Consider the following 24,724-nt stretch of genomic DNA (forward strand, 5'->3'; position numbering starts at 1 on the left):
CTTGTTAATTATTTCATCAGATTTTTCATTATTTGCGCGATTGAGTACACAAGCAAAAACTCGGCAGCCGCAAGAGTATAAAAAACATAAATTCGCTTAGCCCACCGACGATGAAAGAACTCCTCAGCATGGCCGAATGTTCGAGATACAAGCCATGCACCTACTGCACACAGAGCAGGTGCAATGAGCACAGTTATAAACCAGATTGTGATGCCCATCCCATGCCTACTGATAATAGCCATTGGTATTGCAAAAATGAATGTTAGAGCAGCATTAGCTAATAGAATATCTTTTAAAGTATTTTCAATTAGTTTTTCTAGATTATCTTTCATCTAATCCCCCCGTTGGACATTAATATATAAAAGCCCCTTACTAAGGGGCTTTGCACGGATTGTTTAAAGGGAACTTTTTTTCGCCCCTTCAATTTCTGCCTGACAAATTTCGTCATTTGTAAATGAGTACTGCAGATAGACATATCCCTGAGTGGAATTGTTCGCTCTGGCCTCAATAGAGATAGTATCAATATTGTTTTTTAATGGTATTTCTTTTGTTCCCTTCCATGTGGCAGATAAGAAGCGTTCTTTTTTGTTTAGCCCCCTCATCCAGTCCTGAGGATCTTTCCAAATTGAACCAGCCAGCAAAAAGTCTGTAGTATCAGCCTTTCCATACAGAGAACTTAAAGAATTACTCAATTCTTCAAACTTGGATTTAAGAGCCAATCCATAGCTATCAGTATCAATATTTTTTCCTAAAGCCCGTATTTGACATAAACCAGCTTTCGGGGAGATCAACAAACCATACATTTCAAAATCTGCGTTTTGCTTCGGTAATTTATCAGAAGTATACAGATTCACACTGTCTGGTAGTGGCTTGAGCTTAGCACCGATCATATCTTCGATGTTTTTCTGTGTAAGACCGGCTTCTAAGCCAAACGGACCATCCGCTGGCGGGAGTAAAGGAAGTTGATCTTGGGAATTTTTGGCTGTTACTTCCGTTTCAGTACTGTTTTTTGCGTCATTATCTTGTACTGATGCCAGCTTAACTTCAGCGAGGCCATACTTGGCTGTGAGGTACTTTTGCTGCAACATTGCCATAGTCTGCTCTTCAGTGGCAACAGTAGATAATTTTAGTACCTTTATCAGACCACCACTATACTGACGAGCATCAGCTTTGGCTTCGTTGATTTTTGCATCTAAGCTGTCAATTTCAGTTTTAATTGAAGCAGCAAGCTCAGGATCAGGTTTTACTCCAGATACAACAACATCAATTTTGGCGCCTGATTCAATAGCATTAATACGCTGTTCCAAAAGCGCTTTATTAGTTCCTAATATTTCCAGTCTTGCTGTTGTCAGATTTTTTATCAACCCACCAGAAAACTGCTGGTCAACTTCCTTAGCTGCTGATATTTCACCTTCCGTTTGCGACAGTTCAGCTTTAAGAGCCGCTACTTCCTGTTTCTGTTCTGGAGTTAACTCTTCTGGCCCACATCCGGTTAACATTACTATACCGACTAATGTTGCAATTAAAGTTTTATTCATATCCCTATTCCAAATGAAAATATTCAGATTAATCTTATCAGGAACCCAGATGCAATTGAATATTCATCTGCTCAGCAACGTAGTAGATTTCCTCAGAAAGCATCAACAAAAAACCAAGAGAATCCCATCCTCTGTTACTGACTACAATTGTTCTTTTTTTGGTATTTCCTGAATGCCTCACCATTGGGCTGATGTAATCCCATCCCGGCATGTGCCCGGCTGATGGTTTTGCGCATCTCCCCGAAATTATCCTGCCTTGCTGGTGGGCGTGCTGCCTTGTGGATACATTCCGCGCGACGTTTTGCCGCCTGCTCCCGTGCCTTGTCATCATTCGCCAGCATGATGACCTCAGCCCACCGCGCCGCCGCTCTCCGGTACAGACCACGCGCTTCCAGAGCTTCCGCTTTGCTGTCGTGAATCATGCGCCTGTTTTCTCCTTTGCTGCCCGACGCTGACGTTTGCGTTTCTCATTCAGCGCAACCAGCCGCGTTTCTGCGTCCTGTTGTTCCTGTGGTGTCACCTCGCCGCACGGCTGGCATTTCAGGTCGTAGCGTACCCCACCAGCCATTAAGGCGCGGTAATAGCGCGGACACTGCGCATAAGATGCCAGCGTCGCACGCAATGCCCCTGGCCCGAATGCCAGCCCCCTGACGGCGAGATCCTGCATCAGGTCGTCGAATATCCCCACCTTAAGCGGCTTCGGTGCTTCCCGGCTGAATAATTCAGGCCACAACTCAGTGAGGCGGTTAACGCGTCTGCGGTTTTTTCGCTGCCGTTTGGTCATATGCCGCCACGGTGTTGCCCCTGTGGGCTTCTGCTGCGCTTTCTGGTTACCGGGCATCACTTTATGCGCCGATGTGGTTTTATCCTGCTGCTGCGCCGCCTGCGTCGTTTTCTGCGGCGTGCCGTAAATACCTTTTGGTTTTCTGTTAATGGTCAGCTTAGTCATGCTTTGCCCCATCGTTACAACTGTCTACCAACTGTCTACCGATATAATTGATTGATTTATTTAATGTTATTAACACATAACAAAAAAACAATCTGCAAACTGTCTACCAACGGTCTACCGCATTAATACATTGATAATTAATGATTTTTACTAAATGGTAGACAGTGTAGACAGTTAAAAGAGAAATTTAAAAAATGCCCCCTTAACTATCTGTTTTTTATATACCCCCCGTGGTGTAGGAATATAGAAATAACTGTCTACCTCTCTACCACATTGAAAATATCTTTATAATTCAAAATATTAATTGGTAGATGGTTGGTAGAGGGTTAAGTGAATCTGTCTACCAACCGTCTACCTTTACGTTTCAGCTTATAAATTTCGTATTATGTTCTGTCGTTAATCCCTGTAGCTGCTGGCAACCAGCCATCAGCATCATCATCTAACAGAACATTTGTTATCACTCGCCCTTTATCCGGGCCTTTAGTGCATTTAGCCCGCTTATACTCCTTTCCGTATTCCGCCATAGCTCCTGGCATATCAGTACCAAAGCGTGTCAGTGATACTGGTTTTCCCAGGCCATGCGCTGACATATAGGCTAAATAAGCATGATACAGGTATCGCCTCGGGCTAAATGGCACTATTTCCGCATTGCCCACCATCATTCCTTCACATTTAACCAACGACATCAGATAGCCGCAAAAGTCCACCAGTGAATCACCTTCGCGCTTTATCAACAGCGCTTCTTCTGATTTTTGCTGCTCATAAAGTAGTCTTTTAGCTTCGTCCTGGTCGGTAAATCGTGTTAGCAAATGGCGAATCACTACCGCCAGTTCGCCTTCTATCTTTTCCGCCAGCATGGGATCGCGTTCGTTCTCCGGTACGACCTCAGAGAAATTAAATATCACCCTACGACGCGAGATCCCCCCGCTTCGGTCACTGAATGACATGGCGTTATTGTTTACCGCAAGCACTACTGCCGGAATACGTGTGGAGTAGGGGGCTTTATGTTTCGGATCAATTGCCACCTTGTCGCCGCCAGTAATTGCCTTAATTCCTGCACCATCGCCAGCGTAGCGAGTCATATCCGGCATGATAATCAGCGAAAAGCCAACTACTAACGCGCGTTCCCTTGCGTCTTCCAGAGCCTTCATGCTTGCCGATACTGTGTTGGCCTTACCCGCCAGCATGGTACAAATCTCAGCCATCACACTTTTACCGCTTCCGCCTGGGCCTGTTACCTCAAGGAATAACTGCCAGTCGTACCGGTTCGCCAGTACCATGAATAATGCCGCCAGTACGCGATCAGCTTTACGCTCATTATCTGCCACCGAACGACGCAGCCACTTCCAGAAATTCGGCGCATGTGTTGCCAGCGTTTCCCCCTCTGCTGGTGGGCTGAACGGTAATTCACTGGCATTTAACAACCAGTCATTTTTGTTATGCTCCCGAAAATTTCCCGTCCGGGTATCAAATACCCCGTTACTGAATCCAATAAGATTCCTGTCTGCCCCGCCCATAACAGGCAGGCTCAATTTCATTGTGTCTACGGCAAATTTAATGGCGTTTTGCGAATAACTGATTCCAGCATCAATAAAAATCTTCGCCATAGACCGCTGGAGTTCCTTATCAGATACAGGCACCCAGACAATTCCGTTGTAATGGTGAACTACATCAGAATCATCATTTATAGCCAGTGCTCTTCCATAATATTCAAGTAACACTTCCCCTCTCTGGCTGGCTCCCATCTGATTTAGTGCTGGCCTGGATAGGTCAATATTTTTTGTGGCTAATTTCATCGCTGAAACTTCCCCACTCTCTGCCTGTTCGCGGATCCGTTGCAGGTAGTCGCGCCAGTTTTCCGGCTCCCGGTCGGTGATACCTTTGTATAATTTCGCGTCCTGTACACCAGCCAGCGCCAGCTTTTCAGCAATAGCATTGATCTGGATTGGCTCTATCTCCCCCGCGAGATAGACACGCGCAAAGCGACGTTCATCGTCGACAATGCGGATATTCGCCAGGTCTGCCAGTTGCTTTGGCCCCAGGTAAACAGGAGGCACGTTATCGCCGTGTTTTCGTCCTTCGCTTTCAATCCAGTGTTGAGCATGGGCGTAAGCATCCGTCCCGGCAAAAATGATTACCTCGGTGAATTTATCCTTCGGCTGATATTTTAAATTCGGTGCGTTTTTCACTTCTTACCTCCCGCAACCAACATTGCCCGGATTTTTTTAATATTCGTGGCTGCACGTCTCGCCACTGCCTGTTGTTTGTTTTCCACCAGAATAAAATCACGCTCAAACTGACGGCGCGGCATTACGCAGTCATATTCGTAAGCCTCACGGCGGTAGGTGATATTGCCTGGCGTAACGTGACGAATAACCACCCGTCCCCCGCGTCTGGTGTCCCGGAAAATATCACCGGGGCGGATTTCAGGCCGAGAGAGGCCGCTGGCAGTAAAGCCAGAATTTTTCTTTTTCATGGTTTTATTTTCCTGTCAGCAGTTCCGGTTTTATTTCCGCACGAATACAAAGTTCAGAAAAAAATTCAGGAGAACCAACAATCTCATTACTTTTCAGTCGGCATTGTGATTTCACTTTCCCTTTATCCAGGTAAACCAGCACGCGTCCGGTGAAATCATCTGGCACATTAAGCACTACGGGTACATGCGCTTCATGATTATGCATGGCTTACATCCTCCAGAGATTTTCTTCTGTAACGCGTCTCTGCCACATATTCAGCATAGTCCGACGCAATACTAAGAATCATTTCACCCTCTGACTTGTAGCCACTGGTATTGATAAGAAAATATGCAGCTTTCATCATGTCAGCAATGCTCAACAATGCGCCCGATGTATCTTCCGGTGCGCCATCAAACTCCTGTTTCAGGGAATTAAAACGATCATCACGCATGTTTACCCCCCTGAATGACCTGATAACCGCAACTGGTCAGCAATTCGATAAATTCCGGCAGTGTGCCGAAACAGCAATCATCACGCAGACGTTCGCAGGATACTTCAACGCCGTTTTCGTAGTGACTCACCATACACCCGGTAAAATGCAGATCATCATCGTGATGGCACGTTGACGGCTTAATCAGTCGCGCACGTTCCGCCAGCTCCAGCAATGCTTCAACGCTTCCGGCAATTGCACCATCCGGCAGGTGATAATTACTTACCACGCGTCCATTCTCCACGTTGACCAGTAGCTGCCCGGAAAATATCTCGTCAAACTGAATGCTGTTAAGGTCAGAAATTGACAGGTTATGCATGGTGCACCTCCTGTACATCAGCCATGATAATTTTTCCGGCCTTATCCAGTGCCTGATCGGCTTTCAGCTGCACAAATGCTAAATAATGGGAGATGCATTCTGATTCTCTGGCTGCGTGTTTATGCGCCACACCAGCGATAGCAGAAATCTCAATAAGTGAATCCATCAGCGTTTTGATAGCGTCTACCGCTGCATCAGGCCATGTTGCATTACACATGCTCCACCTCCTGGCGAATACGGGCAGCGAATACCATCACGCAGCCATCAGGAGATTGCTGGCGTGCTTCCTGTTCGCTGGTGGCCTCGATGTGAATCACGCGCGGTTGTGCCGTACTCAGGGCGATAAAACGCCAGATAAAATTGTTTTCGCATTTCTGAATAAACAGCGTGTTTTCTTCGCGCCCTTTCCATGTTGCCGAGATATAGCCCATGTCATTGAGCATCTCGCAGGCATCAACCAGCGTATCGGCGGCTACGTGTACAGTGTTTTTACCGTCAGCAATGCAATCACGGTGCACCGCCAGGAAGGTGTATATAAATTTAGGGTGAGTTTGGGTATGCTGTGTTCCAGCCATAATCGTTACCTCGTTTAACGGTTTGGTTAGACGCCCTGCATGTGTGCCACCACTGCGGGGCGTTGCTGTATATACACCACAACAATTGGTGTATATACAAATTAAATTTAAGTGTGCTACAGTGTCAAGTGTTTTATCAACACACCTTTTGGTGTAATGTGTACACACCTCAAAATAACCGGACATTCTGATGGCAACAGGAAACATCAACAGCAGATCGCAAATGAAAAATATCCGCTTCCCCCATGATGTAATCGAGGAAATGGAAAATTCGAAAACGGAAGGGGAAACAATAGCCGCTTTCGTGATTACAGCCGTTCGCGGTGAAATCGCCCGCCGCCAGGCAGAAGGAAGCGGAGAAAATCCCCTGGTTTCTTCGCTCGATGCCCTAGCGCAGGTGGAAAAAATCGGAGTCAAAGCTGCCGAGGAAATCGGGCAACTCGTCACCGTCGCGCGTGAAGAACTCCAGCGGCGCAAAGCTAAAGAGCAGGAATAACCACTATAGGTGCCGTGGTGTGAGGAACTACGGTGCATTATTTTACAGGGCAGCGCCATGACCAACAAAGAATCAACCAATACACCATCACCGGCACGGAAAAGACAGCGCAGAAAGATAGCGTACGAGCATGAGTCAGACAGATTCGCGCCCTGTGCGTTTGTCCTTGAGAAATTCCTTAAAGAGTACAGGTGCACAAAAATGGGGTCGCATACCTGGAAAACATCGCGGCATGGCAATGTTAAAGAGCAGGAATAGCCCACCAGCAAGCCAGCATATTCACCATAATGACCCTCAGTTAAACATAGAGTCATTGGTGCAAAGCTGACACATTGCCCACCAGCCGCAAATCTGGCATTGTTGGCGATGCGTTCAAGTATGTAGCTTTCCCACTGGCGGCCCTCTGCGGTCGCCTTTGTTTTATCCAGAACGAAATCAGACATCAGATTGATCAGCACCTGGCGACCTGACAAAATCGCATCAGTCGCGCCACCAGCAAAATTTTTTGCTTTCCGGACAGTGTGACCAACGACATTTTGCAGCAAAATATTCTGCATTTCTGGCGTGCTGTAGTAACGGTGATCAGCGCCTTCACTCTGTGCGACCACAACGCTATAATCTGCCTCGTAGACAGTAAGCAATATGGCGCAGTAGGCTATTCGTTCACAAAGGCGCTCCGGCAACGGGGCGCTTTCTCTTTTTGTAACGGTCAGAGCGTTACACATGGCTGTTTTCCTCCATGCGACGGGCTAACCAACGCTGCGAAAGACGAATTAATTCAGCCTTCCGCTGGTGGTAGTCCTGGCCTAACTCAATCAGCGTGATATTGCTCTGCTCAAGGTAAGAAAGGTGCTCAAGCTGCAACGTGCTCATGTGGTCGCGTGGTTCGCCTGTAATGCCGTTCGCCAGTGCCCACTGTTTTGCAGTCATGCCACCCAGCACGATACGCGCCAGCATGTTCGCTTCCGTGGTGTAGTGGTGCTGGAGTGTGTTTTTACCCAGTTCAGCCCGGTACGCCTCCAGCGCGGCACACATTGGCTTAAAGTAGCTGGCAACTGTGATACGGGCTTTCAGTTCCCGGCGTAACGCTGCGGAACGAACAGGCGCAACCTTGTGTAGCTCCTCCTCGCATTTGATAAAGTACTGGCGAACGGCGCGGCCCTGTTCGGTACGTTCGACCATCGCCAGTTCTTTCGCCATGTTCACTGTGATGATGTACTCAAGAGCGGTTTGCTGGCGAGATTTTGCGCTCACCGGATCGGGTCGGCTCAAATATTCAACAACCTCATAATCCACGCCTTCCGTGAACCCATATTCTTCAATGCGCCCCTTGATCCACGAACGGAAAACGCGCCCTACACCTAACGCCTTATGTAACGCTCTGGCGCTAACAATAGTGGTTTCACTCCCGCCAATAACGCCGGAAATAATCGGGATAATTTCGCCGAAATTTTGCAGATTCTGGTTTTCAGGCCGAACGAAGCCCCGCCCCTGTACGGGCGTTTTTGGAAATTTCATAAAAACTCCTGCTATCGAATTAAGTTACTTTTATTTGCTGGTGGATAGCTGGGGGCAATAGCCCCGTAGCCATTTAATCAGGTAGCTGTTCCGCGTGATTCCGCAATACGCTGATTAATCCACTCGTCAATTTCACTCTCAACGAAAGCAATAGCTCGCGAGCCAATTTTAACTGATGCAGGAAATTTACCTTGCCCCATAAGGCGATAAATCCATGCCTTGCTATATCCAGTTCTACGCTGAACTTCTGTTAAACGAATAAGCGTATTTGACATATATTTACCTCATAACGTCTACTCAATTTGACGAGGTAATCATGGCACAGAAATAACGAATATTTTCATACCCTCAGGCCTAATGGTTACCGGAAGGAAATCTACCCTAAGGGTGATGGTAATCGGGAGGAAATCTACCCTAAGGGTGATGGTAAAATTGACGGGGAAGATAAAAAAATACCCTCAGGGTAACAGTAAATCACCCTCAGGGTATGCGGTATGGTGCGTTAATCCGGCTTTGCGTTCTTTTGACTGTTGTCTCGGTTAATAGGGCAGGCAGTCCTCTCTATGAGCGTTGCAAGTGCATTACTTGCCCCCCACTGCTTAAGCTCCCTGGTTATCGCTTCTTGATTTCCCCTGGTGGCAAAATCATTTTCTGGATCGTAATTGGCCCACTCTCTGTTTCTAATCTCAATAGCCTTAGCTAATGGGTCTTTATCCCAGTATTTATATAAGTGTATCGGGCGCTCTTGCTCTAACTGCTCTATCCTTGCCCTTAACTCTGCGTTTTCTTTTTCCAGCATTGCGATTTGGGATAATAAATCATCCTCTGTACGCAACTCTTTCTTTTCAATATCGCGTCCTTGTGCCTCGTCATTTTCAGAAGAGTTAGCGCCTTCCAGCTTCGTTAACGCGTCAAGGACATCGGGAAAAATTGCGAAAATTTCACCCCTTATAAATCCAATGTTCTCAAATTCGGGATCTTCCCAATAACCGGACACCAGAAAACCATTTTCATCCCTCTCACCAGGTAAACAACCACGTTTCCGAACCGCATTCAGATTTCTATAAAGAACATCATTATCAAATTCATCCCGATACGGGTTACAAAAAGATTCCAACAGCTTAAATTCATTTACTGTGTACAGGCGGATATGTTCTCCGCTTATTCTCCTGAGTATCCAAGTTATGACATCTGAAACATCATAATCATCACCAGCGACCTTAAGCACGACCTCAAGAAATTCACGTAAAGAAATAAAATCTTTTTTGTATTCGTTTAATTCGGCATGAATATCAATCATACGCACACCTCAGCGTCCTCTACTGTAGTGGCTGTACCAGTCCGTCGAGGTGTACGGATTTTCGGGAGCGACCCTAGACACAGCCTTTTCTTTCGTCGCTCAAAGTCTACTACTGTATACTCAACCAGTCACCCGCATTTTCCGAACTCACCATGCACCACATTTCCGCCATGCTCGAGCGAATCCATATAATCAGCGTACCACTGAAGCATTTCCCGCCGCCCATCCAGATATTGCGCATGGTTGTATGTGCCACGAATTGAGTTTTTATCAACGTGCGCAAGCTGTGTCTCTATCCACGCGGTGTTATAGCCCTGCTCATGCAAAATGGTGCTCATAGTGTGCCGGAAGCCATGACCAGTAACCTTTCCGTTATAGCCGATGCGTTTAAATACTTGGTTTATGCTAGCCTCGCTCATTGTTTTCCTTGGATCATTACGGCCGGGAAACATAAGCGGATAATTGCCAGTTAGTTCTTTAATCTGCCCAATAAGCGAAAGAGCCTGCTCAGACAAAGGCACTACATGAGGGCGACGCATTTTCATCCGTGAAGCAGGTATCTCCCAGATAGCCTTGTTGAGATCGATTTCATCCCATAATGCACCGCGCAGTTCGCCAGTCCGCAAACCGGTGATAATCAGTAAACGAGCCGCCATAACAACCAATGCACTTCCTGAGTAACTGGACAATGCCTTGAAAAAATCAGGTAATTCTTTGGCTGTGAGGAAAGGATAATGATTAGATTCATGACCTTGCATCGCGCTGGTGAGATCCGGTGCAGGGTTATACTCAGCACGTCCAGTGACAATTGCATAGCGGAAAACTTCCCCACATCGCTGCCTCACTTTTTTGGCTTTTTCGGTAGCACCGCGCCCCTCGATGCGCCGCAGCACATTCAGCAGTTCAAGTGGTTTGATTTCGGCGATTGGTTTTTTGCCAATGTAAGGGAACACATCTTTGTTGAAGGCTTCGAGGATGTCTGAAGCATAACCAGCAGACCATTTTTTTAATTTGCTGCTGTGCCACTCAAGGGCAATATCTTTGAAGGTGTTGTTTAACTGCGTTTCCCGGGCAATCTTTTCCTCTCGTTTCGCTTCCATCGGATCGATACCCCCAGCGATACCCCTTTTAGCTTCTTCACGTTTTGCACGAGCATCAGCCAAGGTAACTTCAGGATACACACCTAGTGCTAACAGCTTCTCTTTACCAGCTACACGATACTTGAAGCGCCAATATTTTCCTCCACTAGGTTTTACCAAGAGATACAGACCACCACCATCAGCCAGCTTGTAAGCCTTCTCTTTTGGCTTGGCAGTGTCTATTTGACGGGCATTGAGTTTCACTTGGGGGTACCTCCACTAAACCGAACAGCAAATACCCCCAAAAGTACCCCCAATTGACTGTAGATTTTGGAGTACTTAAGTAGACGTCAAAAGACTAAAAGGGGCGCTAACATGCGGATTATAAGAGGTTTTTAAATACTTGAGTAGACTTGGGGAGACATTAGAATGGTGCCGATAATAGGAGTCGAACCTACGACCTTCGCATTACGAATGCGCTGCTCTACCAACTGAGCTATATCGGCCCTGAAAGGACATGTTCACGAACGTGAATCACGGTGGACAAGGTTAAAACTAACCGGGCGATGCGTCAATGGCCTTGTGAATCAAATGGCTACTTTTGCATCACCCGGTTTTATTTACGCACGAATGGTGTAATCACCAATGCCGATCCACTTGTAAGTGGTCAGTGCTTCCAGCCCCATTGGGCCACGCGCGTGGAGTTTTTGTGTGCTTACCGCCACTTCCGCACCCAGTCCAAACTGGCCGCCGTCGGTAAAACGCGTAGAGGCGTTAACGTAAACAGCGGACGAATCCACTTCGTTAACAAAACGCTGGGCGTTGCGCATATCGCGGGTCAGGATCGCATCGGAGTGTTGTGTGCCGTGTTCACGAATATGGGCGATGGCATCGTCAAGATCGCTGACGATTTTGACGTTCAAATCTAATGACAGAAACTCATCGTCATACTCTTCGGCTTTAACAGCCACCACCTTCGCGGGGCCTGCCTGCAACTGCGCCAGCGCAGCTACATCTGCGTGTAATGTCACGCCGCTTTCCGCCATTTGCTTGCTTAATGCGGGCAGGAAGCTATCGGCGATGTTTTTATTTACCAGCAACGTTTCTACCGTATTACATGTGCTCGGACGCTGAGTTTTCGCGTTGACAATTACTTTCAGGGCTTCAGCGATCTCTGCACTTTCATCAACGTAAATATGGCATACGCCTATACCGCCTGTGATCACCGGGATTGTCGACTGTTCGCGGCACAGCTTATGCAGGCCAGCGCCACCACGCGGGATCAGCATGTCGATGTATTTATCCATACGCAGCATTTCACTGACCAGCGCGCGGTCAGGATTATCAATCGCCTGTACTGCGCCTGCCGGTAAATCGCAGGATTTCAGGGCGTCCTGAATCACCGCCACCGTTGCAGCGTTAGTGCGACAGGTTTCTTTGCCACCACGCAGGATCACTGCGTTACCGGTTTTCAGGCACAGCGAAGCGACATCAACCGTCACGTTCGGGCGAGCTTCATAAATCACGCCAATCACCCCCAGCGGTACGCGACGACGCTCCAGACGCAGACCGCTGTCCAGCACACCACCATCAATCACCTGCCCCACCGGATCGGCGAGGTTGCACACCTGGCGCACATCATCGGCAATGCCTTTCAGCCGTGCGGGCGTCAGTGCCAGACGGTCAAGCATCGCTTCGCTAAGGCCATTGGCACGCGCGTCAGCAACATCCTGGGCGTTAGCGTTGAGGATGATTTCGCTTTGTGCTTCCAGTTCATCGGCGATTTTTTCCAGCACGCGATTTTTTTCGCGACTGGAGAGTTGCGCTAATTTATACGAGGCTTGCTTCGCGGCAATGCCCATTTGTTCCAGCATCGGCCAGCTCCTTAACGGGTAATCATGTCATCACGGTGAACGGCAACCGGGCCGTATTCATATCCCAGTATTGCATCTATTTCTTGCGAGTGGTGTCCGGCAATACGGCGTAATGCATCGCTGTTGTAACGACTGACGCCGTGGGCGATATCGCGACCTTCGAGGTTACAAATGCGGATCACTTCACCACGCGAGAAGTTGCCAGTCACGCTTTTAATACCTTTCGGCAACAGGGAGCTGCCGCGTTCAAGAATGGCGGCGGTTGCCCCTTCATCTACCGTGATTTCACCCGCAGGTGGTGCACCGAAAATCCAGCGTTTACGGTTTTCAAGCGGGGTCGCCTGGGCATGGAACAGCGTACCGACGGAAATGCCTTCCATCACGTCACCAATAACGCCCGGCTTGCTGCCCGCGGCAATAATGGTGTCGATACCCGCACGGCAAGCCACGTCCGCGGCCTGCAATTTGGTACTCATGCCGCCAGTTCCGAGGCCTGAAACGCTGTCGCCAGCAATCGCGCGCAGTGCGTCATCAATGCCGTAAACATCTTTAATCAGTTCTGCCTGCGGATTGCTGCGCGGGTCAGCGGTATACAAACCTTTTTGATCGGTCAGCAGCAACAGTTTATCGGCACCCGCCAGAATCGCCGCCAGCGCAGAAAGGTTATCGTTATCGCCGACCTTAATCTCTGCAGTCGCGACAGCATCGTTCTCATTGATTACCGGAACGATATTGTTATCGAGCAACGCACGCAGGGTGTCGCGGGCGTTCAGGAAGCGTTCACGGTCTTCCATATCAGCACGGGTCAGCAGCATTTGCCCGACGTGAATGCCATAAATAGAAAACAGCTGTTCCCACAGTTGAATCAGTCGACTCTGCCCTACCGCCGCCAGCAGTTGTTTCGAGGCGATAGTCGCTGGTAGTTCTGGGTAACCCAGGTGCTCACGTCCGGCGGCAATCGCGCCCGACGTCACAATAACAATCCGATGCCCGGCGGCATGTAACTGCGCGCACTGGCGAACGAGTTCAACAATATGGGCACGGTTCAGGCGGCGCGATCCGCCTGTTAGCACACTGGTGCCGAGTTTTACCACCAGCGTCTGGCTGTCACTCATGATTCTCTGCCATTCAATTTTAGGAAAAATGATATCAAACGAACGTTTTAGCAGGACTGTCGTCGGTTGCCAACCATCTGCGAGCAAAGCATGGTGTTTTGTTGCGCGGGATCAGCAAGCGTAGCGGCAGTTGTTTACGCTTTTATTACAGATTTAATAAATTACCACATTTTAAGAATATTATTAATCTGTAATATATCTTTAACAATCTCAGGTTAAAAACTTTCCTGTTTTCAACGGGACTCTCCCGCTGAATATTCGCGCGTTAATTAAAATCAGGAATGAAAATGAAAAAGAGCACTCTGGCATTAGTGGTGATGGGCATTGTGGCATCTGCATCCGTACAGGCCGCAGAAATATATAACAAAGACGGTAATAAACTGGATGTCTATGGCAAAGTTAAAGCCATGCATTATATGAGTGATAACGACAGTAAAGATGGCGACCAGAGTTATATCCGTTTTGGTTTTAAAGGCGAAACACAAATTAACGATCAACTGACGGGTTATGGTCGGTGGGAAGCGGAGTTTGCCGGTAATAAAGCGGAGAGTGATACTGCACAGCAAAAAACGCGTCTCGCTTTTGCCGGGTTGAAATATAAAGATTTGGGTTCTTTCGATTATGGTCGTAACCTGGGCGCGCTGTATGACGTGGAAGCCTGGACCGATATGTTCCCGGAATTTGGTGGCGACTCCTCGGCGCAGACCGACAACTTTATGACCAAACGCGCCAGCGGTCTGGCTACTTACCGTAACACCGACTTCTTCGGCGTTATCGATGGCCTGAACTTAACCCTGCAATATCAAGGGAAAAACGAAAACCGCGACGTTAAAAAGCAAAACGGCGATGGCTTCGGTACGTCATTGACATATGACTTTGGTGGCAGCGATTTCGCCATCAGTGGGGCCTATACCAACTCCGATCGCACTAACGAGCAGAACCTGCAAAGCCGTGGCACAGGCAAGCGTGCAGAAGCATGGGCAACAGGTCTGAAATACGATGCCAATAATATTTATCTGGCAACTTTCTATTCTGAAACACGCAAAATGACGCCAATAACTGGCGGCTTTGCCAATAAGACACAGAACTTTGAAGCGGTCGCTCAATACCAGTTTGACTTTGGTCTGCGTCCATCCCTGGGTTATGTCTTATCGAAAGGGAAAGATATTGAAGGTATCGGTGATGAAGATCTGGTCAATTATATCGACGTCGGTGCTACATATTATTTCAACAAAAATATGTCAGCGTTTGTTGATTATAAAATCAACCAACTGGATAGCGATAATAAGCTGAACATCAATAATGATGATATTGTCGCGGTTGGCATGACCTATCAGTTTTAATGGATATTGCCGGATGTGATGCATCCGGCACATTTCACTCACGCCGTTAACTTCACCGGTTCATCACGAAAATCATCCGCCGGTTCCAGCTTCAGATTCAGCGTCGCCAGCAGCTCACGCAGCTTCTCGTGAAATTCACGCAGGGTGTGCTCCAGTCGTTCAACCACTTCGGCATCTTTTATCTGAACACTCGTCCAGTCGCCTGCTTTATCGAACAGACCAAACTGGTAACTGTAGGTAAAACGGGATTCCTGCGCTTCCAGTTCCATCCACCAGCCCCAGAACTCACGCACTTCCGGTGCCGGTTTCACGTTGACGCATACAGCCAGACAATCGAAAAAGAATCGATTATCTTCGCACTTACCTTCACGAATATACGGGCCTAGTGCGGTAAATTTTTTGATCAATCTGCTCTTCGGGTGTCCACTCGGTAACGTCATTGCAATCTCCTGTTGTGATGCAACTGTTTTACCAAATTGGTAAAATTTAGCAAATTTTTAACACAATCGTTTTTCAATCCAGTCGGTGATTTCCTGAAGACCTTTGTCAAAATTCCGATACACCGGGTTAAATGGGATCTCTAACAATTTACCGTCAGCAGATGATGAGGTGATTAAGCGTGAGTCCTCTTCCGGGCTGAACGGATCGTTCTTCCAGTAGCCTGATAACATTGGCGTTGGGCAGCGACGTCCCAGCAATCCTTGCACTTTTAATGAATAGCGATTCAGCTCCACGCGCAACGCTTCGTCGGAAGCATCATGCATCCCCAAACGGCTCGCCAGAACGTCAAGATACATTTCCGGCACCTGTTGCTGGCACTTAAAATCACTCAACAGGGTATGAACTACCGGACCAAGACAGGCAACCGCTTTCAGACGCGGCGATTCAAGGTATGCCAGACGCACGGCAACGTTAGCGCCGAAACGGAAACCAAAGGCCGCGACGCGAGTGTGATCTACCCACGGTACGTTAGGCAGCGCCTTTAAGACGTGCTGATGCAACAGGCTGGAGTCCTGGGTGAGCTTCCATTTTGAAGAAAAGCCCACCGACGGCATATCAATAGTCAGCATCGCAATGCCGCGCGGCGCAAAATAACGTTCATACAGGCTGTAATAGTCCGTCTGCATCGCATCCAGACCACCACACATTAATACTGTCGGGAACGGGCCATCGCCTTTCGGCATATGCAAAAAGCCGGTGATGGGCGCACCGCCGGGTACGGTAAACTCCATCTGCCGCATGGTGCCCGGCAGACGCTGAGCGGCCTCTTCATAGGCGCGGTTTGACAAAGCCTGCGCTTGCTCGGCCAGGTCATCTCCTTTCAGATGAGGATAGGCGGCAATGTTGTACAACGTAGCCGCATGCAGCCAGTGACGACCACTGAGTTGCGGATCTTCTTCCGCACAGGCTTTTTGTTGCCACACCATCGCCTGGGTGGCCCACTCATAAATCCAGTTGCCACCACGGTAGCCAATCACCGTATCGTATAAATCATCGTCGGTACGTTCGGCATCGCTCATCACAATACGTGCCTGGACGTCGAGGATTTCACGTGGGTCAATGCCGCGCCAGATCCACATCAGACGGTTAATCATGCGATACCAGTGAGGGATGGTTTTACCATCAAGGGCCGACTGCACAGGCGGTTGTGCGCCGTGATTAAAGCGGCGGACTAGCGTCGAGGTTTCAGGATGTTTAAAGCGGGGTTTGAACAGGGTTTCGCTCAGGTTTGCCTGTGTCATGGATGCAGCCTCCAGAATACTTACTGGAAACTATTGTAACCCGCCTGAAGTTAAAAAGAACAACGCCCGGCAGTGCCAGGCGTTGAAAAGATTAGCGACCGGAGATTGGCGGGACGAATACGACGCCCATATCCCACGGCTGTTCGATCCAGGTATCTTGCGGGATATCAACAACATAATCATCAACCAGCGGGCGACCAGCCGGTTTTGCGAAGATGGTGACAAAGTGCGCTTTTGGATACATTTCACGAATCGCAACCGCAGTACCACCGGTATCCACCAGGTCATCAATAACGATGAAGCCTTCGCCATCGCCTTCTGCGCGTTTCAGCACTTTAAGCTCGCGCTGGTTGTCGTGATCGTAGCTGGAAATACAAACGGTATCGACATGACGAATACCCAGTTCACGCGCCAGTAACGCACCCGGTACCAGACCGCCACGGCTTACGGCAATAATGCCTTTCCATTGTTCAGAAGGCATCAGTCGGCTTGCGAGTTTACGTGCATGGATCTGCAACATGTCCCAGGTGACGATGTATTTTTCGCTCATGTGAAGTGTCCCAGCCTGTTTATCTACGGCTTAAAAAGTGTTCGAGGGGAAAATAGGTTGCGCGAGATTATAGAGATCTGGCGCACTAAAAACCAGTATTTCACATGAGTCCGCGTCTTTTTACGCACTGCCTCTCCCTGACGCGGGATAAAGTGGTATTCTCAAACATATCTCGCAAGCCTGTCTTGTGTTGACAACATTTTCTGCTAACCCTGTGACCTGCAATACTGTTTTGCGGGTGATCGACAAGGAGACTTAACGTGTCTGAACTGTCTCAATTATCTCCACAGCCGCTGTGGGATATTTTTGCCAAAATCTGTTCTATTCCTCACCCGTCCTATCATGAAGAGCAACTCGCTGAATACATTGTTGGTTGGGCAAAAGAGAAAGGTTTCCATGTCGAACGCGATCAGGTAGGTAATATCCTGATTCGTAAACCTGCTACCGCAGGTATGGAAAATCGTAAACCAGTCGTCTTGCAGGCCCACCTCGATATGGTGCCGCAGAAAAATAACGACACCGTGCATGACTTCACTAAAGATCCTATCCAGCCTTATATTGATGGCGAATGGGTTAAAGCGCGCGGCACCACGCTGGGTGCGGATAACGGCATTGGTATGGCGTCTGCGCTGGCGGTTCTGGCTGACGAAAACGTGGTTCACGGCCCGCTGGAAGTGCTGCTGACCATGACCGAAGAAGCCGGTATGGATGGTGCTTTTGGCTTACAGAGCAACTGGTTGCAGGCTGATATTCTGATTAACACCGACTCCGAAGAGGAAGGTGAAATCTACATGGGTTGCGCGGGGGGTATCGACTTCACCTCCAACCTGCATTTAGATCGTGAAGCGGTTCCAGCTGGTTTTGAAACCTTCAAGTTAACCTTAAAAGGCCTGAAAGGCGGTCACTCCGGCGGTGAAATCCACGTTGGCCTGGGTAATGCCAACAAACTGCTGGTGCGCTTCCTGGCGGGTCATGCAGAAGAGCTGGACCTGCGCCTTATCGATTTCAACGGTGGCACACTGCGTAACGCCATCCCGCGTGAAGCCTTTGCGACCATTGCTGTCGCAGCTGATAAAGTCGACGCCCTGAAATCTCTGGTGAATACCTATCAGGAGATCCTGAAAAACGAGCTGGCAGAGAAAGAGAAAAATCTGGCATTGCTGCTGGACTCTGTTGCGAACGATAAAGCTGCCCTGATTGCGAAATCTCGCGATACCTTTATTCGTCTGCTGAACGCCACCCCGAACGGTGTGATCCGCAATTCCGATGTGGCAAAAGGTGTGGTGGAAACCTCCCTGAACGTCGGTGTGGTGACCATGACTGACAATAACGTAGAAATTCACTGCCTGATCCGTTCTCTGATCGACAGCGGTAAAGACTACGTGGTGAGCATGCTGGATTCGCTGGGTAAACTGGCTGGCGCGAAAACCGAAGCGAAAGGCGCATATCCTGGCTGGCAGCCGGACGCTAATTCTCCGGTGATGCATCTGGTACGTGAAACTTATCAGCGTCTGTTCAACAAGACGCCGAACATCCAGATTATCCACGCGGGCCTGGAATGTGGTCTGTTCAAAAAACCGTATCCGGAAATGGACATGGTTTCTATCGGGCCAACAATCACCGGTCCACACTCTCCGGATGAGCAAGTTCACATCGAAAGCGTAGGTCATTACTGGACACTGCTGACTGAGCTGCTGAAAGAAATTCCGGCGAAGTAATTATTTGATTTGCTGCCGGATGGCGTTTAATCGCCTTCCGGCAGTTTCATCCTTCATTATCCTTCGATAAAAGCCATCCCTGTAAATGTCCGTCTCGGGTTGCCACGTTCAATCTGGTGATGGAACATTCGCCGCCGCGATTTCAGCACCGCGCTATTTTCCTGTTGCTGTTGTTCCAGCGTCCAGGCAATCAGCAATCGCGCCAGCCGCTTGTTAGCATGCCCAGAAACAAGTTTTTGCGCCCATGATGAGGCCGATACGGACTCGGACAAATCCACTGAATAGTGCCGCACCAACTTTCGCTTAATGCCCATGCGTTATCGCCATCCAGAGAAATCAGCGCCGAACGCAGCGTGTCAGAGTAGCGGCCCGTTTCTGTTTCCAGCACCGTTACCGCGACGTCTTGCCGGGTAAAAACGACCAACAGAGAATAACGCTGCGCCAATCGGGTAGCCGCGTCCGGGGTGTAAATCTGGCATCCCTACTACGCGCTGCATGTTGGGTAAATTTGCCGTGGTGTGTAATTGTTGAATCGCTAAACTCTCGATCCACAGGTCATCAGATGCGATGGTAAATACCGCATCGGATAAGGGACGAATATATTTGCCCATGTATCATTCCATTTATACTCGTCATACTTCAAGTTGCATGTACTGCGACTCGAATTATTTAGAGTATATAAATATAAAAATCAGGAAATGGCAGACGAATCCAGGGCAAGAAAAAAGAATTAATCCTGGAAAGGTCTGCAAAGAGTCATTGATAAAGGATTTGTCATGATTTACCTCCTTGCAGTTTGTGGAATAAGAAAACGCGCACATACCAGGCGGGCGTTATTTTCATTGCAAGCTGGATTTAATGTTGCGGTTTATATCGCATAGAAAAATTAGTAAACCACGCTCCCCTGCATTCAACGCGCTGCTGCTTAACTGTCTGAAAACCATAACGTTCAAAAAAGGGTTTTGCGGTTATGCTGGCGTCCACTGTAAGTTCGGATTCAGACTTAATCAAAGGTTTTAACAAAGCGCTGGCAACCCCACGGCGGGTGTATTCAGGGTCAACAAATAACATATCGATATAGTGTTCAACGCAGGTAATAAAGCCGACCAGTTTTGCATTAATGACTGCAACCCGCACTTGTGATTTCGCGAGTTTCTCCTTCCAGCGAGATTCGTCAATCTGCGCCCAGGCGGCAATTTGTTGTGGTGAATAATGCTGACTGGCGGTCATCGTAACCGCTCTAATGAAAATAGCGCATAGTTGCTGAAAATCGCCAGGCTGATAATCTCTTATTTGTATGTTATTCATAATATAAATTCAAAAACGCATGCGAAACGCTTCTGCCATTTTTCCAATTTTATGCATTTGGTTGTTATCTCGAGCCAGTTTATGAGGTTCAGGCTTCAGAATGGCAATGAGCAACCATGCTTGCTCATCAAACGCCCCCTGACAATATACCAAATGCGCTTCGTCATTCGTTCCGCTGAATTGGCGCAACTGTGGCGGAAATGGATTATTCACATTTGCCAGATGAATATGAGCAACTCGCTCAAATTTGATTAATGGCCAGGTAAACGAGTCGTCGTAGAGTGCATCGCGACCAAATATATCTGGCAAAATACCGTCACGCTTATAGGAAATAAAATCCGCCGTTAACGCATCAAGTTCCTCTGCTGTAAGTTGCAGGCGAATAAGTTTTGTTTTGAATACCCGCATCCTTATTCCTTAAAGTCATTGAAATCATCATCCGTCATATCATTAAGATATTGTTCAGCGCGGCGTGTAATTTCCTCTAATCTTGCAGCACTCGGACGGAAGCGCGCCTTTATGGGCTTTTTCTCCTCTTGTTCAGCAAGCATGTCCATTAACGCTTCGAATGCGCTGGCACTTAAGAGATATCCTGCGGGGCGATTATTAGAAAGAACCGCAACCGGTTGATCAATAAAGTATTTAGCTGGGTTTTTACGTAACTCAGTGATATTGACCGATTTTTCAGCGAGAATTCGATGCATACAGTGATCCCCTCATAATAATGCACACCAGAATAGACATAATAGTATACATCATAATCCCAGCACCAGTTGTCTTTCCATTTGAGGGTCAAGCAACGTCACATGCAGCCCCACCAGTCGCACACCGCGCCCGCCGCGGCGTTCATCCCAGGTTTTACGCGCGGTGGCGATTAGATCAGCTTTATTCAGCCGCGGCCAGACGTGCTCCTGAGTAGTTTGCTGAAAATCGTCGAACTTTAATTTCACCCCCTGGCGAGCAATCAGTAAATCAGGTTTTACTTTTGCCAGACGACGTTCAAGTTCCGGATACAGCCGCTCGATAATCGCTTCACATTCAGACCAGTGATGAATATCTTCCGCCATCGTGCGTTCCACGCCGACAGATTTTCGCAACCGTTCGCTGTTAACGTCGCGCTCGTCAATCCCCTGACTACGCTCCCACAAAATGCGGCCAAATTTGCCAAAACGTTTGAGCAGAGTCACCAGATCACACTTTTGCACATCACCGCAGGTCCGCAGCCCCATCGCTTCCAGTTTTGCCGCCGAGACTTTGCCGACGCCGGGGATTTTTGCCAGCGGTAAGGTTTGTAAAAATGTCGGAACTTCTGCCGGCGTAATCACAAACTGGCCGTTGGGTTTATTCATGTCGGAGGCGATTTTGGCGAGAAACTTTACTGGTGCCACGCCCGCAGACGCCGTCAGTTGCAGCTCGTTGAAGATTGTCTGGCGGATTTCCTGGGCGATGAGGGTCGCAGAACCGTGGCAATGGACGCTATCAGTGACATCGAGATAGGCTTCATCCAGTGACAACGGTTCAATACGCGAGGTGTAGCGCGAGAAGATTTCACGGATATGATTTGAGGCTTCTTTGTAGGCGTCAAAGCGCCCCGGAAGCAAGGTGAGATGTGGGCATAATTTGAGCGCCATCCCTGTCGGCATAGCGCTACGTACGCCAAATTTACGCGCGGGATAATTGGCGGTGCTGATCACCCCCCGACGTTCGCGGCTGCCGCCAATAGCAATAGGGATATCGCGCAGGGCGGGATTGTCGCGCATCTCCACTGCGGCGAAAAAGCAGTCCATATCCACATGAATGATTTTACGCATTGCTCACCTCTCAACACTGGTAAAGTATACAGTGATTTCAGGGTTTGAGAAATGCGTAAAGATTCAGCATCTAGCGCGTTCGCTGCGAAAGCACCTGCTGCTTATCCAGCTTTTGCACCAGCGGCTGCACCACTTTATCCCCATGCTGACCAAAGTATTGATACAGCGTATCGGACGCACTTTTGGTCAGCACCATAATCTCAATGCGTCGGTTGCCCGCGCTTTGCGGATTTTTGGCATCCAGCAGCATCTGGTCCGCCATTGCGCTTACCTGCATCACTTTATCTTCCGGCATTCCAGCCTCTTCCAGCACCCGACGGGCCGAAAGCGCGCGATCGCCCGAAAGGTTCCAGTTGTTGTAGATATTGTTTTTGTAGGCCATCGCATCGGTATGCCCTGTAATAATAATTTTGTTATCGAGCGAGTCGAACACTGGCGCGAGCTCCACCAGCAAAGTTTTAAAGAACGGCATAATCTGTGCGCTGCCGCGTTCAAACATATTGCGGTTCTGGTCATCTTTAATCAGCACGCGCAATCCCTGGGGAACAATCTCCATCTCCAGATTCGCTTCCATATGTGCATCACGGGCAATGGTGTTGATACTGGTCGCCAGCTCGCCAAGCTCAGTAGCGGATTTCTTCTTCAGCAGCGCCGTTTTCTCATTGACGTCACGCGCTTTTTTCTCCGTCTCTTCCGGCACCGCCACGGTGGCAGGTTTTGGCGGATGAGACGGGCTGATTTTATTTAACGGCGACAACCCGCCGCCATTGAAAATCGACTGCCCGTGCAGCGCGGCGATAATGCTTTCACGCTCGGATTTACTGACGCTGTTGACAATCAACTTTATCGTCGTCACCAAAGGGGCCGAGCGTATTTCCGAGGTTTCTGCCCGCTTTACCCTGGACGCGATGCCCGGCAAACAGATGGCGATTGACGCCGATCTTAACGCCGGGTTGATCAACCAGGCGCAGGCGCAAACCCGGCGTAAAGATGTTGCCAGCGAGGCCGATTTCTACGGCGCAATGGACGGGGCATCGAAGTTTGTGCGCGGGGATGCCATCGCCGGGATGATGATTCTGGCGATCAACCTGATCGGCGGCGTCTGTATCGGGATCTTCAAATACAACCTGAGCGCCGATGCCGCCTTCCAGCAATATGTGCTGATGACCATCGGCGACGGCCTGGTGGCGCAGATCCCGTCCCTGCTGCTTTCCACCGCGGCGGCGATTATCGTCACCCGCGTCAGCGACAACGGCGATATTGCCCATGACGTGCGTAACCAGTTGCTGGCAAGCCCGTCGGTGCTCTACACCGCTACCGGGATCATGTTTGTGCTGGCGGTGGTGCCGGGGATGCCGCATCTGCCATTTTTGCTGTTCAGCGCCCTGCTTGGCTTTACCGGCTGGCGGATGAGCAAACGCCCGCAGGCGGCGGAGGCGGAAGAGAAAAGCCTCGAAACGCTGACCCGCACCATCACCGAAACCAGCGAGCAACAGGTCAGTTGGGAAACTATTCCGCTGATCGAACCTATCAGCTTAAGCCTCGGCTACAAGCTGGTTGCGCTGGTCGATAAAGCGCAGGGTAACCCACTCACCCAGCGTATTCGCGGCGTGCGGCAAGTGATATCCGACGGCAACGGCGTGCTGCTGCCGGAGATCCGTATTCGGGAAAACTTCCGCCTCAAGCCCAGTCAGTACGCCATTTTCATCAACGGCATTAAGGCCGATGAAGCGGATATTCCGGCGGATAAACTGATGGCGCTGCCCTCCAGCGAAACCTACGGCGAGATAGACGGCGTGCTGGGGAACGACCCGGCGTACGGGATGCCGGTGACCTGGATCCAGCCCGCGCAGAAAGCGAAAGCGCTGAATATGGGGTATCAGGTGATCGACAGCGCCAGCGTGATTGCCACGCATGTGAACAAGATTGTGCGCAGCTATATTCCTGATCTATTTAACTATGATGACATCACGCAGTTGCATAACCGTTTGTCGTCGATGGCACCGCGACTGGCGGAGGATTTAAGCGCGGCGCTCAATTACAGCCAGTTGCTGAAAGTGTACCGGGCGCTGCTGACCGAAGGCGTTTCCCTGCGCGATATCGTCACCATCGCCACCGTGCTGGTTGCCAGTAGCGCGGTGACCAAAGATCATATTCTGCTGGCGGCAGATGTGCGCCTGGCGCTGCGGCGCAGCATTACCCATCCGTTCGTTCGCAAGCAGGAGCTGACGGTGTATACGCTGAATAATGAGCTGGAAAATCTGCTGACCAACGTAGTGAATCAAGCGCAACAGGCCGGCAAAGTGATGCTCGACAGTGTGCCGGTGGACCCGAATATGCTTAACCAGTTCCAGAGCACGATGCCGCAGGTAAAAGAGCAGATGAAAGCGGCGGGGAAAGACCCGGTGCTGCTGGTGCCGCCGCAACTGCGTCCATTGCTGGCGCGCTATGCAAGGTTGTTTGCGCCGGGGCTGCATGTGCTGTCGTATAACGAAGTGCCGGATGAGCTGGAGTTGAAGATTATGGGGGCGCTGAGTTGATGC

Annotated in this window: 29 protein-coding genes, 1 tRNA gene and 3 pseudogenes; 5 read left to right on the forward strand and 28 right to left on the reverse strand. The window is 49.2% G+C overall.

The annotated features are described in order from the left end of the window. Positions 1-8 precede the first annotated feature (8 nt). The 11 genes from ACJHWK_RS10730 to ACJHWK_RS10780 form a co-directional block, all read right to left on the reverse strand. Positions 9-332 (reverse strand): hypothetical protein, encoded by a 324-nt coding sequence (locus ACJHWK_RS10730; RefSeq protein ID WP_016262937.1) that lies wholly within the window; start codon positions 330-332, stop codon positions 9-11. Between the two features lie 63 nt (positions 333-395). Next, the gene (locus ACJHWK_RS10735) at positions 396-1,538 is read right to left on the reverse strand and encodes a hypothetical protein (protein ID WP_021518385.1); all 1,143 of its coding nucleotides are present in this window, start codon (positions 1,536-1,538) and stop codon (positions 396-398) included. Positions 1,539-1,672: 134 nt separating this feature from the next. Further along, the gene (locus tag ACJHWK_RS10740) at positions 1,673-1,960 is read right to left on the reverse strand and encodes a PerC family transcriptional regulator (RefSeq protein ID WP_021518384.1); all 288 of its coding nucleotides are present in this window, start codon (positions 1,958-1,960) and stop codon (positions 1,673-1,675) included. Beyond that, complete coding sequence (locus ACJHWK_RS10745) at positions 1,957-2,487, reverse strand: ProQ/FINO family protein (RefSeq protein WP_024189478.1); 531 nt, start codon at positions 2,485-2,487, stop codon at positions 1,957-1,959. Before ACJHWK_RS10745 ends, ACJHWK_RS10740 begins: the two co-directional genes overlap by 4 nt. A gap of 383 nt (positions 2,488-2,870) precedes the next feature. Continuing rightward, entirely contained in the window at positions 2,871-4,676 is a 1,806-nt protein-coding gene (locus ACJHWK_RS10750) for a DUF5906 domain-containing protein (protein ID WP_021518382.1), read from the reverse strand. Beyond that, on the reverse strand, positions 4,673-4,963 hold the full coding sequence (locus ACJHWK_RS10755; protein WP_021518381.1) for a DUF4222 domain-containing protein: 291 nt from the start codon (positions 4,961-4,963) through the stop codon (positions 4,673-4,675). The genes ACJHWK_RS10750 and ACJHWK_RS10755 overlap by 4 nt, the downstream gene beginning before the upstream one ends. Before the next feature lie 4 nt (positions 4,964-4,967). Continuing rightward, entirely contained in the window at positions 4,968-5,168 is a 201-nt protein-coding gene (locus ACJHWK_RS10760) for a hypothetical protein (RefSeq protein ID WP_000551487.1), read from the reverse strand. After that, the gene (locus tag ACJHWK_RS10765) at positions 5,161-5,394 is read right to left on the reverse strand and encodes a hypothetical protein (protein ID WP_016239186.1); all 234 of its coding nucleotides are present in this window, start codon (positions 5,392-5,394) and stop codon (positions 5,161-5,163) included. The genes ACJHWK_RS10760 and ACJHWK_RS10765 overlap by 8 nt, the downstream gene beginning before the upstream one ends. Further along, the gene (locus ACJHWK_RS10770) at positions 5,387-5,752 is read right to left on the reverse strand and encodes a hypothetical protein (protein WP_001526651.1); all 366 of its coding nucleotides are present in this window, start codon (positions 5,750-5,752) and stop codon (positions 5,387-5,389) included. Before ACJHWK_RS10770 ends, ACJHWK_RS10765 begins: the two co-directional genes overlap by 8 nt. Then, the gene (locus ACJHWK_RS10775; protein ID WP_000335966.1) at positions 5,745-5,969 is read right to left on the reverse strand and encodes a hypothetical protein; all 225 of its coding nucleotides are present in this window, start codon (positions 5,967-5,969) and stop codon (positions 5,745-5,747) included. Before ACJHWK_RS10775 ends, ACJHWK_RS10770 begins: the two co-directional genes overlap by 8 nt. After that, the gene (locus ACJHWK_RS10780; RefSeq protein WP_000929266.1) at positions 5,962-6,327 is read right to left on the reverse strand and encodes a host cell division inhibitor Icd-like protein; all 366 of its coding nucleotides are present in this window, start codon (positions 6,325-6,327) and stop codon (positions 5,962-5,964) included. Before ACJHWK_RS10780 ends, ACJHWK_RS10775 begins: the two co-directional genes overlap by 8 nt. A gap of 190 nt (positions 6,328-6,517) precedes the next feature. Here ACJHWK_RS10780 and ACJHWK_RS10785 point away from each other — a divergent pair, with 190 nt between their 5' ends. Both ACJHWK_RS10785 and ACJHWK_RS10790 read left to right on the forward strand, forming a co-directional pair. Next, positions 6,518-6,823: a YlcI/YnfO family protein gene (locus ACJHWK_RS10785; protein WP_001390385.1), complete on the forward strand. Its 306-nt coding sequence runs from the start codon at positions 6,518-6,520 to the stop codon at positions 6,821-6,823. Positions 6,824-6,880: 57 nt separating this feature from the next. Beyond that, a complete protein-coding gene (locus ACJHWK_RS10790; RefSeq protein WP_071849567.1) occupies positions 6,881-7,081 on the forward strand; it encodes a hypothetical protein in 201 nt (66 codons plus the stop codon). Between the two features lie 459 nt (positions 7,082-7,540). Here the strand turns inward: ACJHWK_RS10790 and ACJHWK_RS10795 are convergent, their stop codons facing one another. The 7 genes from ACJHWK_RS10795 to proB all read right to left on the reverse strand — a co-directional run bounded on the left by ACJHWK_RS10795 (position 7,541) and on the right by proB (position 13,709). Further along, positions 7,541-8,341 carry an antA/AntB antirepressor family protein gene (locus ACJHWK_RS10795; RefSeq protein ID WP_001515791.1) on the reverse strand — a complete coding sequence of 267 codons (801 nt, stop codon included), beginning with the start codon at positions 8,339-8,341 and terminating at the stop codon, positions 7,541-7,543. A gap of 77 nt (positions 8,342-8,418) precedes the next feature. Then, positions 8,419-8,616 (reverse strand): helix-turn-helix transcriptional regulator, encoded by a 198-nt coding sequence (locus ACJHWK_RS10800; protein ID WP_000072422.1) that lies wholly within the window; start codon positions 8,614-8,616, stop codon positions 8,419-8,421. A gap of 227 nt (positions 8,617-8,843) precedes the next feature. Next, entirely contained in the window at positions 8,844-9,641 is a 798-nt protein-coding gene (locus ACJHWK_RS10805; RefSeq protein ID WP_000565285.1) for a hypothetical protein, read from the reverse strand. Positions 9,642-9,769: 128 nt separating this feature from the next. Then, entirely contained in the window at positions 9,770-10,984 is a 1,215-nt protein-coding gene (locus tag ACJHWK_RS10810) for a tyrosine-type recombinase/integrase (RefSeq protein WP_000772649.1), read from the reverse strand. Between the two features lie 166 nt (positions 10,985-11,150). Further along, positions 11,151-11,226: transfer RNA gene (locus ACJHWK_RS10815), tRNA-Thr, on the reverse strand. Between the two features lie 114 nt (positions 11,227-11,340). After that, complete coding sequence (gene proA, locus ACJHWK_RS10820) at positions 11,341-12,594, reverse strand: glutamate-5-semialdehyde dehydrogenase (RefSeq protein ID WP_001521908.1); 1,254 nt, start codon at positions 12,592-12,594, stop codon at positions 11,341-11,343. A gap of 11 nt (positions 12,595-12,605) precedes the next feature. Beyond that, entirely contained in the window at positions 12,606-13,709 is a 1,104-nt protein-coding gene (gene proB, locus ACJHWK_RS10825) for a glutamate 5-kinase (RefSeq protein ID WP_001285288.1), read from the reverse strand. Between the two features lie 287 nt (positions 13,710-13,996). Between proB and phoE the strand changes: the two genes are divergently transcribed. After that, positions 13,997-15,052 (forward strand): phosphoporin PhoE, encoded by a 1,056-nt coding sequence (phoE, locus tag ACJHWK_RS10830; protein ID WP_000749881.1) that lies wholly within the window; start codon positions 13,997-13,999, stop codon positions 15,050-15,052. Positions 15,053-15,090: 38 nt separating this feature from the next. On the opposite strand, the gene crl is transcribed toward phoE, so the two are convergent. The 3 genes from crl to gpt form a co-directional block, all read right to left on the reverse strand. After that, positions 15,091-15,492 carry a sigma factor-binding protein Crl gene (gene crl, locus ACJHWK_RS10835; protein WP_000174684.1) on the reverse strand — a complete coding sequence of 134 codons (402 nt, stop codon included), beginning with the start codon at positions 15,490-15,492 and terminating at the stop codon, positions 15,091-15,093. A 57-nt stretch (positions 15,493-15,549) separates the two neighbouring features. After that, on the reverse strand, positions 15,550-16,794 hold the full coding sequence (gene frsA / locus ACJHWK_RS10840; protein ID WP_000189541.1) for an esterase FrsA: 1,245 nt from the start codon (positions 16,792-16,794) through the stop codon (positions 15,550-15,552). A gap of 91 nt (positions 16,795-16,885) precedes the next feature. Beyond that, positions 16,886-17,344, reverse strand: a complete 459-nt coding sequence (gpt, locus tag ACJHWK_RS10845) for a xanthine phosphoribosyltransferase (protein WP_001291990.1) — start codon at positions 17,342-17,344, stop codon at positions 16,886-16,888. Positions 17,345-17,604: 260 nt separating this feature from the next. Between gpt and pepD the strand changes: the two genes are divergently transcribed. Beyond that, positions 17,605-19,062: a cytosol nonspecific dipeptidase gene (pepD, locus tag ACJHWK_RS10850; RefSeq protein WP_001293009.1), complete on the forward strand. Its 1,458-nt coding sequence runs from the start codon at positions 17,605-17,607 to the stop codon at positions 19,060-19,062. A 56-nt stretch (positions 19,063-19,118) separates the two neighbouring features. On the opposite strand, the pseudogene prfH reads toward pepD, so the two are convergent. The 7 genes and pseudogenes from prfH to lafU all read right to left on the reverse strand — a co-directional run. Beyond that, a pseudogene (gene prfH, locus ACJHWK_RS10855) lies at positions 19,119-19,471 on the reverse strand (peptide chain release factor H); the annotation flags it as partial. After that, positions 19,467-19,673: pseudogene (locus ACJHWK_RS10860) on the reverse strand (RNA ligase RtcB family protein); the annotation flags it as partial. The pseudogenes ACJHWK_RS10860 and prfH, both read right to left, overlap by 5 nt. Before the next feature lie 244 nt (positions 19,674-19,917). Then, positions 19,918-20,370, reverse strand: a complete 453-nt coding sequence (locus ACJHWK_RS10865) for a GNAT family N-acetyltransferase (protein ID WP_023144376.1) — start codon at positions 20,368-20,370, stop codon at positions 19,918-19,920. A gap of 9 nt (positions 20,371-20,379) precedes the next feature. Then, positions 20,380-20,778: a type II toxin-antitoxin system mRNA interferase toxin YafO gene (gene yafO, locus ACJHWK_RS10870; RefSeq protein WP_410234836.1), complete on the reverse strand. Its 399-nt coding sequence runs from the start codon at positions 20,776-20,778 to the stop codon at positions 20,380-20,382. Positions 20,779-20,780: 2 nt separating this feature from the next. After that, positions 20,781-21,074: a type I toxin-antitoxin system antitoxin YafN gene (gene yafN, locus ACJHWK_RS10875; RefSeq protein ID WP_000554758.1), complete on the reverse strand. Its 294-nt coding sequence runs from the start codon at positions 21,072-21,074 to the stop codon at positions 20,781-20,783. A 51-nt stretch (positions 21,075-21,125) separates the two neighbouring features. Then, positions 21,126-22,181: a DNA polymerase IV gene (dinB, locus tag ACJHWK_RS10880; RefSeq protein WP_001226177.1), complete on the reverse strand. Its 1,056-nt coding sequence runs from the start codon at positions 22,179-22,181 to the stop codon at positions 21,126-21,128. 70 nt (positions 22,182-22,251) lie between these two features. Further along, complete coding sequence (gene lafU, locus ACJHWK_RS10885; protein ID WP_000207556.1) at positions 22,252-23,037, reverse strand: putative lateral flagellar export/assembly protein LafU; 786 nt, start codon at positions 23,035-23,037, stop codon at positions 22,252-22,254. On the opposite strand from lafU, the pseudogene ACJHWK_RS10890 reads away from it, so the two are divergent. Then, positions 23,003-24,721 (forward strand): annotated as a pseudogene (locus ACJHWK_RS10890) (flagellar biosynthesis protein FlhA); the annotation flags it as partial. The gene lafU and the pseudogene ACJHWK_RS10890 overlap by 35 nt on opposite strands. Positions 24,722-24,724: the final 3 nt, after the last annotated feature.

Origin of the sequence: Escherichia sp. WS547 (genome assembly GCF_046486065.1) — a bacterium.
GTDB classification, from domain to species: domain Bacteria; phylum Pseudomonadota; class Gammaproteobacteria; order Enterobacterales; family Enterobacteriaceae; genus Escherichia; species Escherichia coli.

Bases quoted from the DNA above. Each gene is read 5' to 3' on its own strand.
- yafO (WP_410234836.1), bottom strand. From the start codon at position 20,778: ATGCGGGTATTCAAAACAAAACTTATTCGCCTGCAACTTACAGCAGAG.
- ACJHWK_RS10740 (WP_021518384.1), bottom strand. From the start codon at position 1,960: ATGATTCACGACAGCAAAGCGGAAGCTCTGGAAGCGCGTGGTCTGTAC.
- ACJHWK_RS10775 (WP_000335966.1), bottom strand. From the start codon at position 5,969: ATGTGTAATGCAACATGGCCTGATGCAGCGGTAGACGCTATCAAAACG.
- ACJHWK_RS10795 (WP_001515791.1), bottom strand. From the start codon at position 8,341: ATGAAATTTCCAAAAACGCCCGTACAGGGGCGGGGCTTCGTTCGGCCT.
- ACJHWK_RS10790 (WP_071849567.1), top strand. From the start codon at position 6,881: ATGACCAACAAAGAATCAACCAATACACCATCACCGGCACGGAAAAGA.
- ACJHWK_RS10765 (WP_016239186.1), bottom strand. From the start codon at position 5,394: ATGCGTGATGATCGTTTTAATTCCCTGAAACAGGAGTTTGATGGCGCA.
- yafN (WP_000554758.1), bottom strand. From the start codon at position 21,074: ATGCATCGAATTCTCGCTGAAAAATCGGTCAATATCACTGAGTTACGT.
- ACJHWK_RS10865 (WP_023144376.1), bottom strand. From the start codon at position 20,370: ATGAATAACATACAAATAAGAGATTATCAGCCTGGCGATTTTCAGCAA.
- ACJHWK_RS10760 (WP_000551487.1), bottom strand. From the start codon at position 5,168: ATGCATAATCATGAAGCGCATGTACCCGTAGTGCTTAATGTGCCAGAT.
- ACJHWK_RS10745 (WP_024189478.1), bottom strand. From the start codon at position 2,487: ATGACTAAGCTGACCATTAACAGAAAACCAAAAGGTATTTACGGCACG.
- proA (WP_001521908.1), bottom strand. From the start codon at position 12,594: ATGCTGGAACAAATGGGCATTGCCGCGAAGCAAGCCTCGTATAAATTA.
- crl (WP_000174684.1), bottom strand. From the start codon at position 15,492: ATGACGTTACCGAGTGGACACCCGAAGAGCAGATTGATCAAAAAATTT.
- ACJHWK_RS10805 (WP_000565285.1), bottom strand. From the start codon at position 9,641: ATGATTGATATTCATGCCGAATTAAACGAATACAAAAAAGATTTTATT.
- ACJHWK_RS10730 (WP_016262937.1), bottom strand. From the start codon at position 332: ATGAAAGATAATCTAGAAAAACTAATTGAAAATACTTTAAAAGATATT.
- ACJHWK_RS10735 (WP_021518385.1), bottom strand. From the start codon at position 1,538: ATGAATAAAACTTTAATTGCAACATTAGTCGGTATAGTAATGTTAACC.
- ACJHWK_RS10800 (WP_000072422.1), bottom strand. From the start codon at position 8,616: ATGTCAAATACGCTTATTCGTTTAACAGAAGTTCAGCGTAGAACTGGA.
- gpt (WP_001291990.1), bottom strand. From the start codon at position 17,344: ATGAGCGAAAAATACATCGTCACCTGGGACATGTTGCAGATCCATGCA.
- ACJHWK_RS10770 (WP_001526651.1), bottom strand. From the start codon at position 5,752: ATGCATAACCTGTCAATTTCTGACCTTAACAGCATTCAGTTTGACGAG.
- frsA (WP_000189541.1), bottom strand. From the start codon at position 16,794: ATGACACAGGCAAACCTGAGCGAAACCCTGTTCAAACCCCGCTTTAAA.
- ACJHWK_RS10785 (WP_001390385.1), top strand. From the start codon at position 6,518: ATGGCAACAGGAAACATCAACAGCAGATCGCAAATGAAAAATATCCGC.
- ACJHWK_RS10755 (WP_021518381.1), bottom strand. From the start codon at position 4,963: ATGAAAAAGAAAAATTCTGGCTTTACTGCCAGCGGCCTCTCTCGGCCT.
- proB (WP_001285288.1), bottom strand. From the start codon at position 13,709: ATGAGTGACAGCCAGACGCTGGTGGTAAAACTCGGCACCAGTGTGCTA.
- phoE (WP_000749881.1), top strand. From the start codon at position 13,997: ATGAAAAAGAGCACTCTGGCATTAGTGGTGATGGGCATTGTGGCATCT.
- dinB (WP_001226177.1), bottom strand. From the start codon at position 22,181: ATGCGTAAAATCATTCATGTGGATATGGACTGCTTTTTCGCCGCAGTG.
- ACJHWK_RS10780 (WP_000929266.1), bottom strand. From the start codon at position 6,327: ATGGCTGGAACACAGCATACCCAAACTCACCCTAAATTTATATACACC.